9 protein-coding genes, 1 tRNA gene, 1 other RNA gene and 1 pseudogene are annotated in these 13,361 nt (G+C 72.7%); 8 read left to right on the top strand and 4 right to left on the bottom strand.

Annotation, left to right across the window (positions count from 1 at the left end; translation table 11 throughout):
- From ACIRVK_RS34285 to ACIRVK_RS34270, 4 genes and pseudogenes are all read left to right on the top strand, one after another.
- A pseudogene (locus tag ACIRVK_RS34285) lies at nt 1–93 on the top strand (carbohydrate ABC transporter permease); the annotation flags it as partial.
- Nucleotides 94–132: 39 nt separating this feature from the next.
- Nucleotides 133–1,446, top strand: coding sequence for a glycoside hydrolase family 36 protein (locus ACIRVK_RS34280; RefSeq protein WP_404254081.1), 1,314 nt, complete (start codon nt 133–135; stop codon nt 1,444–1,446).
- Nucleotides 1,443–3,446 carry a beta-galactosidase gene (locus ACIRVK_RS34275; protein WP_404254070.1) on the top strand — a complete coding sequence of 668 codons (2,004 nt, stop codon included), beginning with the start codon at nt 1,443–1,445 and terminating at the stop codon, nt 3,444–3,446. The genes ACIRVK_RS34280 and ACIRVK_RS34275 overlap by 4 nt, the downstream gene beginning before the upstream one ends.
- Nucleotides 3,447–3,856: 410 nt before the next feature.
- Entirely contained in the window at nt 3,857–4,636 is a 780-nt protein-coding gene (locus ACIRVK_RS34270) for an Fpg/Nei family DNA glycosylase (protein ID WP_404254068.1), read from the top strand.
- Nucleotides 4,637–4,647: 11 nt separating this feature from the next.
- On the opposite strand, the gene ACIRVK_RS34265 is transcribed toward ACIRVK_RS34270, so the two are convergent.
- The 4 genes from ACIRVK_RS34265 to ACIRVK_RS34250 all read right to left on the bottom strand — a co-directional run bounded on the left by ACIRVK_RS34265 (nt 4,648) and on the right by ACIRVK_RS34250 (nt 7,237).
- The gene (locus ACIRVK_RS34265) at nt 4,648–4,980 is read right to left on the bottom strand and encodes a plastocyanin/azurin family copper-binding protein (protein ID WP_404254066.1); all 333 of its coding nucleotides are present in this window, start codon (nt 4,978–4,980) and stop codon (nt 4,648–4,650) included.
- Between the two features lie 250 nt (nt 4,981–5,230).
- On the bottom strand, nt 5,231–5,452 hold the full coding sequence (locus ACIRVK_RS34260) for a hypothetical protein (protein WP_404254064.1): 222 nt from the start codon (nt 5,450–5,452) through the stop codon (nt 5,231–5,233).
- Nucleotides 5,453–5,611: 159 nt separating this feature from the next.
- Nucleotides 5,612–7,033 (bottom strand): ATP-binding protein, encoded by a 1,422-nt coding sequence (locus tag ACIRVK_RS34255; RefSeq protein WP_404254062.1) that lies wholly within the window; start codon nt 7,031–7,033, stop codon nt 5,612–5,614.
- Nucleotides 7,034–7,149: 116 nt separating this feature from the next.
- Nucleotides 7,150–7,237: transfer RNA gene (locus ACIRVK_RS34250), tRNA-Ser, on the bottom strand.
- Between the two features lie 72 nt (nt 7,238–7,309).
- On the opposite strand from ACIRVK_RS34250, the gene ffs reads away from it, so the two are divergent.
- The 4 genes from ffs to ACIRVK_RS34230 all read left to right on the top strand — a co-directional run bounded on the left by ffs (nt 7,310) and on the right by ACIRVK_RS34230 (nt 13,224).
- Nucleotides 7,310–7,406, top strand: an RNA gene (ffs, locus tag ACIRVK_RS34245) — signal recognition particle sRNA small type.
- A gap of 57 nt (nt 7,407–7,463) precedes the next feature.
- Nucleotides 7,464–9,737 (top strand): DNA polymerase III subunit gamma and tau, encoded by a 2,274-nt coding sequence (locus ACIRVK_RS34240; protein ID WP_404254060.1) that lies wholly within the window; start codon nt 7,464–7,466, stop codon nt 9,735–9,737.
- A gap of 107 nt (nt 9,738–9,844) precedes the next feature.
- Entirely contained in the window at nt 9,845–11,095 is a 1,251-nt protein-coding gene (gene purD / locus ACIRVK_RS34235) for a phosphoribosylamine--glycine ligase (protein ID WP_404254058.1), read from the top strand.
- 356 nt (nt 11,096–11,451) lie between these two features.
- Nucleotides 11,452–13,224, top strand: coding sequence for a hypothetical protein (locus tag ACIRVK_RS34230; RefSeq protein ID WP_404254079.1), 1,773 nt, complete (start codon nt 11,452–11,454; stop codon nt 13,222–13,224).
- Nucleotides 13,225–13,361: the final 137 nt, after the last annotated feature.

Here is a 13,361-nt window from a genome sequence, read left to right as displayed (position 1 = left end):
GCGCTGCTCACCGCGATCCCCACCCTGATCGTCTACTTCGTGCTCCAGCGCCAGTTCGTCAGCGGCCTCACCCTCGGCGCCAACAAGGGCTGAACCCCTCAACGCCGAGCCCTCACCATGGAAGAGACCCCCGTGCACCACCCCTTCACCCCCGTCGCCTCCGTCCCCGTGGACCCGGCCAAGGCCCGCGTCCACGAGGAGGGCTGGCAGTCGTGGAGTCCCAGCGGCGCGTACGCCCTCGGCGAGAAGCCGTACCGCCCGACCAACGACAACTGGGCGACGGTCTGCTACCGCCCCGGCGTCACCGTCCCCGAGGGTGTCTTCCAGGGCGAGGGCCTGCTCGCGCTCGACCCCGGCGACGGCTCGCCCACCCGCCTGTGGGCGGCCGTCGACCCCACCCGCGAGGTCCCGTCCCTCCGCCTGACGGTGACGGACGGGCTCGCGGAGGTCGCCGCGGACGGCCCGGTGAAGGAGTGGCGCGGCACGGACATCCAGGAGGCGCTGGCCAGTTGGGCCGACAGCCTCGGCGTCCCGACCCCGCGCCCGGCCCCCACGGTCTGGTGCTCCTGGTACGAGTACTTCACCGACGTCACCGAGGACGACATCCACGAGAACCTCCGTGCGATGGACACCCTCGACCTGCCCGTCGACGTGGTCCAGATCGACGACGGCTACCAGAGCGCCCTCGGCGACTGGCTCACCCTCTCCGGCCGCTTCCGCTCCCGCGAGGGCATCGCCGACGCCATCCGGGCCCGGGGCCGGCGGGCCGGCATCTGGACCGCCCCCTTCCTGGTCGACCCGGCGAGCGCCCTCGCCACCGAGCACCCCGACTGGCTGGTCCGCGACACCGACGGCGGCTTCACTCACGCCGGCCGCAACTGGGGCCACGACCTGAGGGTCCTGGACACCACCCACCCCGAGGCGGCGGCCTACCTCACCGACGTCTTCCGCACCCTGCGCGCCGAGGGCTACGACTACTTCAAGGTCGACTTCCTGTACGCGGGCGCGCTGGAGGGCGTACGGCACGCCTCCGTCGACGCGCTGACCGCGTACCGCTCCGGCATCGGGCTCATCCGCGAGGCGATCGGCCCGGACGCGTACCTGCTCGGCTGCGGCGCGCCCATCCTGCCCTCCATCGGCCTGTTCGACGCGATGCGGGTGAGCCCCGACACGGCCCCGCACCGCCGCCCCGAGGCCGACGACTACAGCCAGCCCGGCCAGGACCCGGCCGAGTTCACCGGCGCCGGCCGCCAGTGGCAGCACGGCCGCTTCTGGATCAACGACCCCGACTGCCTGATGGCCCGCCCCGCCGTGGAGACCCGCGAGCGCTGGGCGGCGCACGTGGAGGCGACCGGCGGCCTCATGGCCTCCAGCGACCGCCTGCTGTCCCTCGACGCCTGGGGCGTGGCCACCACGCGCCGCCTGCTGTCGGGAGCCGCCAAGTGAGCCGCGTCCTGAACGTGCCGGGCATCGCCTACGGCGGCGACTACAACCCCGAGCAGTGGCCCGAGGAGGTCTGGGCCGAGGACATGCGCCTCATGGCCGAGGCCGGGGTCACCATGGTCAGCGTCAACATCTTCTCCTGGGCGCTGCTCGAACCCGCCGAGGGCACCTACGACTTCTCGCGCCTCGACCGCATCCTCGACCTGTTGCACGCGAACGGCATCGCCGCCGACCTCGCGACCCCCACGGCGGCCCCACCGGCCTGGTTCTTCGTCGCCCACCCGGACGCCCTCCCGGTCGACAAGGACGGCCGCAGACTGTCGTACGGCAGCCGCCAGACGTTCTGCCCGTCCAGCCCCGCCTACCGCGAGGCGGCCCTGCGGATCGTCGGCGAACTCGCCCGCCGCTACGCCGACCACCCCGCCGTCGTGATGTGGCACGTCCACAACGAGTACGGCTGCCACAACGCCGAGTGCTACTGCGACACCAGCGCCGCGGCCTTCCGCGACTGGCTGCAGGACAGGTACGCGAGCCTGGACGCCCTCAACAACGCCTGGGGCACCACCTTCTGGAGCCAGTGGTACTACGACTGGGACCAGATCCTGCCCCCGCGCGCGACGGGCGCGGTCCCGAACCCGACCCACCAGCTGGACTGGCGCCGCTTCTGCAGCGACGCGCTGCTCTCGCTGTACGAGGCCGAGCGGGACGTGCTTCGGGAGGCGGCCCCGGCGACCCCCGCCACCACCAACTTCATGGTGATGTACAACTTCGACGCCCTCGACTACTGGCGCTGGGCCCCCGAGCTGGACATCGTCTCCAACGACCACTACCTCCAGTCCGCCGACCCCGAGTCCGAGATCGACATCGCGCTCAGCGGCGACCTGGTCCGCTCCCTGGCGGGCGGACCCTGGCTGCTGATGGAGCACTCGACCGGCGCGGTCAACTGGCAGCCCGTCAACCGAGCCAAGACGGCCGGGGAGTTGCGCCGCAACGCCCTGTCCCACGTGGCCCGGGGCGCCGACGGCATCGCCTACTTCCAGTGGCGGGCGGCGAAGGCGGGCGCCGAGCAGTGGCACTCCGCGATGCTCCCGCACGCCGGCACCGACAGCCAGATCTGGCGGGACGTGGTCCGACTGGGCGCCGATCTGCGGGCGTTGGCGGAGGTCAGGGGCGCGGTCGGCACGGCCGAGGCGGCGATCGTCTGGGACTGGAACGCCCGCTGGGCGCTGGAGCTCCCGTCCCAGCCGAGCGGCGAACTCCGCTTCCAGGACCTGGTCCGCACCTGGTACGAGCCCCTGTGGCGGGCGGGCGTGGCGGTGGACTTCGTCCGCCCCGACGCCGACCTGTCCCGCTACCGCCTGGTCCTCGCCCCCAGCCTCTACCTGGTCGACGACGAGGGCGCGGCGAACCTCACCTCCTTCGCCGAGCGCGGCGGCACCCTGGCCGTCGGTTTCCACAGCGGCATGGTGGACGCCAACTGCCATGTCCGGCTGAGCGGTTACCCCGGCGCCTTCCGCGAGGCCCTCGGCGTCCGCACGGACGAGCTGTTCCCGCTGCTGCCGAACGAGTCGGTGGGCCTCAGCGACGGCGGCACCGGCACCCTGTGGTCGGAACGGGTACGCCTGGAGGGCGCCGAGGCGGTGACGTCCTACACGGACGGCCCACTGACCGGCGTCCCCGCGGTGACCCGCAACTCCCACGGTGCGGGCACCACGTGGTACGTGGCCACCCAGCCGGACCCGACGACCCTCGCCGCGCTGCTGGACCGCATGCGCGCCGAGGCGGGCGTGCGCCCGGTCTGCGAGGCGCCCCAGGGCGTGGAGGCGACCCGCCGCCGAGGCACCGAGGCCGACTACCTGTTCCTCGTCAACCACACGGCGGAGGACGCGCGGGTGCCGGTCTCCCCGGACGCGACGGAACTCCTGACCGGCAAACCGGCGGCGGGCTCGGTCGTGGTGCCCGCGGGCGAGACGGCGGTGGTACGGGAGCCGCTGGGGGGCTGAGCGGCGGGGGCGGGCTGACTGGCGGTGCGAGACCGACTGGCGGGTCCGGGTTGAGGGGCGGTGCGGGGCTGACTGGCGATCCTGGGCTGAGCGGTGATCCGGGGTTGAGCGGCCGCGCGCCGCTCAGCGCCCACGGGATTGCCGGACGGCAGCAGCTCGGCCTTGCGCACCTGTCGCCACCTTGGTCGGCCGTCGCCTCGCCCCGTGGCCTCCCTGGTCCTCAAGGCGGCGGCCGGACGGGGGTACCCCGAGGCCGCGGACCTGGCGTGACGGGCCGCCGCCGCAGCCGACACCACCGGCCGGCCTGGCGGCCTGGGCCGAGTGGCCGTCTCGGGCTGACGGGCGCTGCGGGGCCAAGCGGCGGTCCGGGCTGACTGGCGGTGCGGGCGGGTGGGTGCTGTGCTGTTGCCATGCCTGAGCTGCCGGACGTCGAGGGTTTCCGGCGGGTGCTCGTGTCCTGCGCGCGGGGCCGGGTCATCGGCCGGATCGACGTGCGGGACGCGGGCGTACTGCACGGGACGAGCGTGCGCGGGCTGCGTGCCGCGCTGGAGGGCCGGCGGTTCACCGAGCCGGAACGGCACGGGAAGTGGCTGCTGGCCCACACCGGCGGCCCCACCCTCCTGCTCCACTTCGGCATGACCGGCAGCCTGGTGTGCGCCCACCCCGGGGACGAGGTGGGCTCCCACGACCGGGTGCTGTTCACGGTCGGCGCCGCCCGCCAGCTCCGCTTCCGTGACCAGCGCAAACTCCAGGGGCTGTGGCTGGCCAGGGACGAGGCCGAGGTCGCGCGGATGCTCGCGGGCCAGGGACCGGACGCGCTGACGGTGGGGCGCGAGGAGTTCGAGACCGTGCTCTCGACGCGGCGGGCCGTCGTCAAGACCGTCCTCACCGACCAGTCGGCCCTGGCCGGCCTCGGCAACCTGCTCGCCGACGAGATCCTCTGGCGCGCGGGACTGCGTCCCGCCCTGCGGGCGAGCGAACTCACCGAGGACGACCGCCGGCGCCTGTACACGCAGATGCGGCGCACCCTGCGATCCTCGGTCACCGCGGGCCGTGTCCCACCGCGCCCCTCCTGGCTCACCGGCCATCGCGACGACCGCAGTCCGGACTGCCCGCGCTGCGGCACGCCGCTGCGACGCTCCCGTACGGCCGGCCGGGGGACGGTGCGGTGCCCGCGCTGCCAGCCGTGAAGGGGGACGGGTCAGCTGACCTTGATGTGCGTGTCCATGCCGAGCTGCTTGTGGCCGGGCACGGGGCAGTACATCTCGTACGTGCCCTTCTTCAGGGTGACCGTCAGCGGCTGCGTGGCGCCGCTCTGGAGGCTCTTGGTCTTCGTGTCCGACATCCCGGGCCCCTCGATCTCCAGGGCGTGCGTGATCTTGCCGGCGTTGTCGACGGTGAAGGTGTAGGTGCCGGGCTTGAAGGAGTTCTGGGACAGCTTCAGCGAGTACTCGGTCTCGGTGACGGTCACCTTGTTACCGGCCCCGCCCCCGCCCCCTCCGTTGGCCGTGCCCGCCGCGCTGCTCGAACTCACGCCTCCGCCTCCGCCGCTGCTGCCTGAGCTGCTGCTGCCTCCGCTGGAGCAGGCGGTCAGGAGCAGAGCGGCGGAGAAGGCCACCGCTGTCGTGCTGATTGCTACTCGGGTCGAGATCCCCACGTGAATCATCCCCTTCGGGGGTTTTACAGGGGATACGAGCCGGACAGTCCCTTTGTTCAGATTTCCCTTCCCCCAGCAACGCCTGAGGGCCGGACCACTTCCGTGGTCCGGCCCTCCAAGTCGGCCCTCAGAGCTTGGTCATCTTTCCGTAGGGGCTGGGGATCCGCATCTGCGTCGACCCGAAGTCCACGAGCGCCGCGATCCCCTCCTCCATGCCGATCACCCGGCCGAGGCCGTACACGTCGTGACTGACCTGGTCCCCCGTCGCGAAGTGCTTGGGAGCCGGTACGACCGGCGCCTTGAAGGGGCTGGTCGGCAGATGACGTTTCGGTGCAGAAGGCTTTGTCATGGCTCAGTATGTGCCCACGCACACCCCGGCTGGCTGTGGCGAGCGGCACAGGTCCCGCCGGGGAGCACCCGAGACATGCTCCTGACCTGGCGTTCCGGGGGCCTGACGAGACGAAAAATCGACTTGTGGCGGAGCACGCCGGCCCGGCCAGGCTCCGACTCAGGCCTTGCGCCAGGCGCTGAGCAGTTCGTCGGGACCGTATGCCGCATGAAGGCCGGAACACCGGATCCCGCTGCGGGAGACCGCCACGAGGGGTACCGGCTCGTCGGTGACCGCGGCCCGGTGCTTCTGCAGTGCTGCCAGATCGTGGTTGTCGAACGTGGAGTTCTCCAGCCACTCGACCGAGCCCAGGAAGAGCAACTGCTTGGCCACCGGCTGCCGGTCGGCGGCCACCAGGTCGATTTCCACGTCGTTGCTTCGGGTCCAGAACCCGCCGATCGCCGGAGCGGCGGGCAGAAGCCCGTCCGGCAGGAGGCGGGCGAGGGATTCCCGGACCAGGGGCTCGACCGCGCGACCCCGCCAGCTCGTCCACTGCTCCCTGATCCGGCTCAGCGTGAGATCCCCTCGCATGCGCTCGATCTCCGCCATGTGCGGATCCAGGAACGCGAGCCAGAACCGCAGGTAGGGGTCGGCCACCCGGTAGCGGCGTTCCTTCGACGGCCTCAGCGAGAGCGGCAGCTCGGCGGCCACGACCCTCTTGTCGGTCAGGACGTCCGTGGCTCGGGTGAGAGTGGTGTGGGCGATGCCGCCCGCCGCGCGAGCGATGTTGGTGAAGGTTCGCTCCCCGGATCCGATGGCACGCAGGACCTCCCTGCTCATCGCCTGCGGTGGAAACTCCGCGGCCAGTGACCTTTCGGCGGAGACCAGCAGGGCCGAGATCGGGTTGTCCAGCGAGTCGCGGAGGAACTCCCAGACATCCGCTCCGGCCCGCCACTCGGCGCAGATCAGAGGCAGGCCTCCCGTGATCAGCGCGGCGTCGAACGCGGCCGCCGCAGACAGGCCGAGCATCTCGCCGATGTCGGCCGGGTTCAAAGGCCCCACGATCATTTCCCGGCCCCGCTGGTGAAAGGGCCGGTCGTAGCCGTTCAGCGCCTCCATCATCGACAGATCGGACCCGACCAGGAGGAGAAGCACCGGCTTGCGGCTGAGCAGCCGGTCCCAAGCGCGCTGGAGCATGCCCTCGAAGGCGTCGATGCGGTCCATCAGATAGGGAACCTCATCGATGACGACGACGCTGGGAGTGTCGTCGGGAAGAATCTCCGCGAGCAGCCTGAATGCCGCGTTCCACTGCGCTGGTGCCTCCTCCGAGAACACTTCCCGCTCCGGGAGGGTGGATCTGGCGACGGCGTCGAGCAGCTCCGTCAACTCGTCCTCCGCCGTGCCGCCGGCCGCGGTGAAGAAGAGGTACGGCGTCTCGGCCCGCCGGATGAACTCCTCGACGAGGCTGGACTTGCCGACCCGCCTCCGTCCCCGCATGAGGATGCACTGACCGGGCCTCGGCGACCCGACGGCGTCGCGAACCGCCTGCAGCGCAGTGCGGAGCACGTTCAGCTCGCGTTCCCGCCCGATGAAGCGAGGCAAGGGGATCTCCCGATCGCAATAGTATCTCTACCGATACCCTCTAGCTTGAGACGCACAACGTCGAAGGGCCCCACCGTGAACGGTGGGGCCCTTCGACATCGTGCCCGGTGAGGCACTGGCGGAGGATACGAGATTCGAACTCGTGAGGGGTTGCCCCCAACACGCTTTCCAAGCGTGCGCCCTAGGCCTCTAGGCGAATCCTCCGCCGGAAACATTACATGACCGAGAGGAGTGCTCGCGAACTCGTTCCCACCCGCTGACGTCGGGTACTCTGTGCGCAGCCCCTCACGCGGCGCTATCTAACTGAACTCCCCCAGGGCCGGAAGGCAGCAAGGGTAGGTTGGCTCTGGCGGGTGCGTGGGGGGCCCTCGCGTTTCCGGGGTTCCGGCGGCGGGGCTGGTTGTCAGTGGGCGCCTATAACCTCGTAGGCGTGTCGTCTCTCGCGCTGTACCGCCGCTATCGCCCGGAGTCGTTCGCCGAGGTCATCGGGCAGGAGCATGTCACCGACCCGCTGCAGCAGGCGCTGCGGAACAACCGGGTCAATCACGCGTACCTGTTCAGCGGGCCGCGTGGTTGCGGGAAGACCACCAGTGCGCGGATCCTGGCGCGCTGTCTGAACTGCGAGCAGGGGCCCACGCCGACGCCCTGCGGCGAGTGCCAGTCCTGCCGGGACCTGGCCAGGAACGGCCCGGGCTCCATCGACGTCATCGAGATCGACGCGGCCTCTCACGGTGGTGTGGACGACGCCCGTGAGCTGCGCGAGAAGGCCTTCTTCGGGCCCGCCGCCAGCCGCTACAAGATCTACATCATCGACGAGGCCCACATGGTCACGTCGGCCGGTTTCAACGCGCTGCTCAAGGTCGTCGAGGAGCCGCCGGAGCACCTCAAGTTCATCTTCGCCACCACCGAGCCCGAGAAGGTCATCGGGACCATCCGGTCGCGGACCCACCACTACCCCTTCCGGCTCGTGCCGCCCGGGACCCTGCGGGACTACCTCGGCGAGGTGTGCCGGAAGGAGAACATCCCGGTCGAGGACGGCGTCCTGCCGCTGGTCGTCCGCGCGGGTGGCGGATCCGTGCGTGACTCGATGTCCGTCATGGACCAACTGCTCGCCGGAGCCCGGGAGGAGGGTGTGACGTATGCCATGGCGACCTCTCTCCTCGGGTACACCGACGGCTCGCTCCTCGACTCCGTCGTCGAGGCCTTCGCCACCGGGGACGGCGCGGCGGCCTTCGAGGTCGTCGACCGTGTCATCGAGGGCGGCAACGATCCGCGCCGTTTCGTCGCCGACCTGCTGGAGCGGCTGCGGGACCTGGTGATCCTCGCCGCCGTCCCGGACGCGGCGGAGAAGGGGCTCATCGACGCGCCCGCCGACGTCATCGAGCGGATGCAGGCCCAGGCGAGCACCTTCGGCGCGGCCGAGCTCAGCCGTGCCGCCGACCTCGTCAACGGGGGCCTGACCGAGATGCGCGGCGCCCATTCCCCCCGCCTCCAACTGGAGCTGATCTGCGCGCGCGTACTGCTGCCGGCCGCGTACGGGGACGAGCGTTCGGTCATGGCCCGCCTCGACCGCATCGAGCGCGGCGTGAACTTCTCGGCGGGCGCCGCCATGCCCGCGATGGGGTACGCGCCGGGGGCCGAGGCCCACGCGGGCGGGGTAGGCGGAGGGGAAGCAGGGGTGCCGGGCGGCGGTCCTGGCGGCGCACCCGTTCCTCCCGGCGGCGGTCCGGCCGCTGTCCGGGCAGCGGTACGGGCCTCCGGTGCGCCGGGGGGCAGCGGTACGGCGACGGGGGCCAGTTCCGGGCCGGGGTCGGGCACCACAGGCCCGTACGGCCAGGGCGCAGCCGCCCCCGCCCCTACCCCCGCCCCGGCTCCCGCGACCCCTCCGGCCGTCCAGCCGGCCCCACCGGAACCGACCCCGCCCGCCGTGACGACCCCCGCCCCCGGCGCCTGGCCCACCGCCGCGTCCGCGGGCAGCGGTCGACGCCCCGGCGGCTGGCCCACGGCGACCCCGGCCGCCGCGTCGGGCGTACCCGCCGCGACCGCCCCCGTACCCCAGCCGGCGGCCCCCGCACCCGGCGCGCCGGCGCCCGCGTACGCCCCTCCGAGCGGTGGCCCCGACCCCCGCGTGCTCTGGCCGAACATCCTGGAAGCCGTCAAGAACCGCCGCCGCTTCACCTGGATCCTGCTCAGCCAGAACGCCCAGGTGGCCGGTTTCGACGGCACGACCCTCCAACTCGGCTTCGTCAACGCCGGGGCCCGTGACAACTTCGCCAGCAGTGGCAGCGAGGACGTCCTGCGGCAGGCGCTGTCCGAGCAGTTCAACGTGCAGTGGAAGATCGAGGCGGTCGTCGACCCGTCCGGCGGCCCCTCCGGCTTCGGCGGTCCGGGCGGCGGCGCCCCGGGTGGCTACGGCGGCGGTGGCACGGGCGGCGGACCCGGTGGAGGCCTCACGACCGCGCAGCGCCCGGCTCCCGCTCAGGCGGCGTCCGCCGTACGCAGCGCACCCCCGTCCACGCCCGCTCCGGCACCCTCCGCTCCCGCGCCCCAGCCCCCGGCCCCCGAGCCGCCCAAGCCGGTCGCCCCGGAGGACGACATCCCCGAGGACGACGACCCCGACCTCAACGAATCGGCCCTCTCCGGCTACGAACTGATCGTCCGGGAACTGGGCGCGACGGTGGTGGAGGAGTTCTCGAACGAGTAGGGGGCGGTACGGGAACGTACTCGCGGACGTGCTTGGAGGAACGCACAGGTCGTCCCGTCCCGAACCCTCGGCAACCCGCACAACCCGCCGCCGGTTACCCTGACCCCGTGAAGGTCCTCGTCATCGGCAACGGCGCCCGCGAACACGCCCTGTGCCGCTCCCTGTCCCTCGACCCCGACGTCACCGCCCTGCACTGTGCCCCCGGCAACGCCGGCATCGCCGAGGTGGCCGAGCTGCACGCGGTCGACGCCCTCGACGGCGAGGCCGTGGCCGCACTGGCCGAACGGCTCGGCGCCGAGCTGGTGGTCGTGGGCCCGGAGGCCCCGCTCGTCGCCGGGGTCGCCGACGCCGTGCGCGAGGCCGGGATCCCGGTCTTCGGCCCCTCCCAGGAGGCGGCGCGGCTCGAGGGTTCGAAGGCCTTCGCGAAGGACGTGATGGCAGGCGCCGGCGTCCCCACCGCACGGTCGTATGTCTGCACCACCCCGGACGAGGTCGACGCGGCTCTCGACGCGTTCGGCGCCCCCTACGTCGTCAAGGACGACGGTCTCGCGGCCGGCAAGGGCGTCGTCGTCACGGGCGACCTCGAGGCGGCGAGGGCGCACGCGAACTCCTGCGAGCGGGTCGTCATCGAGGAGTTCCTGGACGGCCCCGAGGTCTCCCTCTTCGCGATCACCGACGGCGAGACGGTCGTCCCGCTGCAGCCCGCCCAGGACTTCAAGCGCGCGCTGGACGGCGACGAGGGCCCGAACACCGGCGGCATGGGCGCCTACTCACCGCTCCCGTGGGCCGATCCGAAGCTGGTCGAGGAGGTGCTGCAGACGGTCCTGCAGCCCACCGTCGACGAGATGCGCCGCCGCGGGACTCCCTTCTCCGGTCTCCTCTACGCCGGCCTCGCGATCACCTCGCGCGGTGTGCGGGTCATCGAGTTCAACGCCCGTTTCGGCGACCCGGAGACCCAGGTGGTCCTGGCCCGCCTGAAGACCCCGCTGGCCGCTGTCCTGCTCGCCGCCGCGAACGGCACCCTCGCCGACCTGGAGCCCCTGCGCTGGAGCGACGACGCCGCCGTCACCGTGGTCGTCGCCTCGCACAACTACCCCGGAACCCCGCGCACCGGCGACCCGATCACCGGCCTCGACGAGATCGCCGCCGAGGACGCACCGCACGCGTACGTCCTGCACGCCGGCACCCGGCGCGAGGACGACGCGACCGTGAGCGCCGGCGGCCGCGTCCTGTCCGTCACGGCCACCGGTGCGGACCTCGCCGAGGCCCGTGAGCGCGCGTACCGGGCCGTCGCCCGCATCCGCCTGGACGGCTCCCAGCACCGGATGGACATCGCGGCGCGCGCGGCGGGCGTCTGATCGGCTTCGACCGGGCCCCCGCCCGGATGAACTCGGCAGGCCCCGTGTCCGTCTTCGGATGCGGGGCCTGCTGCGTGCCCCCCCCGGATTCGAACTCAAGTCAAAAACTGGGGCCTGATCGTCGCTGTCCGTCATCCACCTCTGACCAAAGCCATTCCATCGAGTGAGCGCTGCCCCATACGGCTGACGGGGGTCGGGGCCCCAACTAGGGTGCGGCGCAAGCGTTCCGGCACTTGGCCCACCGGCATTGCGATGTCAGTGGCGGGTGCCACAGTGGGGGAGTGGACAACGCCAGGACGGCCAGGAGGCCGGACAGTCAGGGAGGGGGGTGAGGACCGGCCGTGACCGGAACGGGAATGGGTGTGGAAGCGGGCGCGCACGCCGCGCGCTCGAGGGCGCTCGCGGTGCTGCGCGTCCGTAGCAGGGCGCTGGCCGTGGCCCTGCTCCCCGCGGCGGCCGCCGTGATCCTGCTCGCGGGCGGTTCCACCGGGCACCTTGTGGGCCCGTTCTGGCACGCGGCCCGCTGGGTGGTGACGCCCGTCGCCGTGCTCGTCCTGCTTGCCGCCGGCGCTGTCGCGCTGGTCGTCGCGCGGGCCCGCCCGGCGGTGAGCCCGACGGTCCCGATCACCGAGGACTCGGCCCCGGACCTCTACCGGATGGTGCGCGACCTCGCCGACCGCCTGGACGTCCCGGCGCCCTCCGCCATAGCGCTCACCCCGGACTGCGACAGCTGGCTCGAGGACCGTACCCATCCGGCCCACGGACCACCCCCGGCCGAGGACCGCGCGGACGAGATAGCGGGCGCCCGCACCCCGCACCACCGCCGCGCACACGGCGCCCCGGTCCTGGTCATCGGCTCCCCGTTCCTTTGGTGGATGCGCGTCGGCGAACTGCGCGCCGTCCTCGCCCCGGTCGTCGCCGGTACGGGGCCCTCGGCCCAGCCCGACATAGCCGCGGCCCGCCGCTTCGTACGGGGCCTGGACGCGGCCGTGGCCGTCGCCTCGACGCCGGGCCGCTGCCCGCTGACCCGTCTGGTGTGCGCCGGGATCGGCGCGGTGGCCCGTCTCCTGCTGCGCGGCTGCCGGGAGCACGCCGCCCTCATGGAGCGTGGTGTCGCGGCCGCGGCGGCCGAGCGCGCCCAGGCTGTCGACTACGGCCTGCGCATCGTCGCCCAGGAACAGGTGGGCCTCGCCTACGCGGGCTGGGACCGCCTGCTGACCCGGGTCGCGCTGCCCGCCTGGCGGATGGGCCGCTGGCCCTCCCGGCTGGACGCCGGGGTGGTGGCGGCCCTGACCGAGCTGTCCCGTCGGGACCGCCTGGCCGAGGGCTTCGCGTCGCGCCTCGGCGAGCGCCCCGCCTGCGACCTGCTGGAGGAGCCCGGCGCGGTCGACGAGGCCGCCTCCTTGCTCGCCGCCCGGCTCTTCCACGGCGGTCCCGGCGAGTCCGGCCGCGACTGGTCGCCGGTGGACTGGCAGGAGTACCCGGAGGAGGTGGTCGACCGCAAATGGCGTACCGACGCCTCCCGGCTCCACCGGGTCCTGGACACCCTGGGCGTCACCGACGCCCCGGACCCCACCGTCCCGCACCCCGAGGGCCCCACCCTCTCCCGCATCCTGGACCACCTCTCGCAGGCCGCGGCCGACGGGGAAACGGCCACCGGCCCGTTCCCCGCAGCCGATGACGAAAGCCGCATGGAGCGCGCGGGCGGAAGCGACGACGACGGCGAAGCCGAGCCCGACGGGCCGGCCGCCACCCTCGCCGCCGCCCTCACCGCCCTCCTCGCCCGCGAGGAGGCCGCCGCCACCCCCACCGCCCACCGCACCACCCCGGACGCCGTCCCCTGGGACGACGCCACCCTCCCCCTCTTCCCGCTGCAACCACCCCGCACGGCCCGCGACCTGCTCACCGAACACGTCACGGCGATGGTCTGCTGCGCCGCCATGGACACCGCCGGCGCCACTCCCGGCCTCGACTGGCTCGACGGCCCCACCCTCCTCGTCAACGGCGAACGGTCCACCGACCTCGCCCCCCGCGTCCTCAGCCTCGTCGAGGACGGCGACCCGGCCCCCCTCCGCACCTGGCTGCGCGCCTCCGGCATACGCCCGGAAAAGCCGGTACGACTGGTCTGAGGTCCGGCGCCCGGAACCTCCCATTCCATTTATGGCCAATTCGCAACGAGTAGTGACCATCTGCGTGCGTAATGTGATGTGCTGGGACCGATCGAGCACATGGCAAAGGCATAAGGCACAGGACAGGCCAGAGGCGA

Source organism: Streptomyces sp. NPDC101152 (assembly GCF_044768275.1).
In the GTDB taxonomy this organism is placed as follows: Bacteria; Actinomycetota; Actinomycetes; order Streptomycetales; family Streptomycetaceae; genus Streptomyces.
Note: the sequence above shows the minus strand (reverse complement) of the source record. Positions and strands in the feature narration are given on the sequence as shown.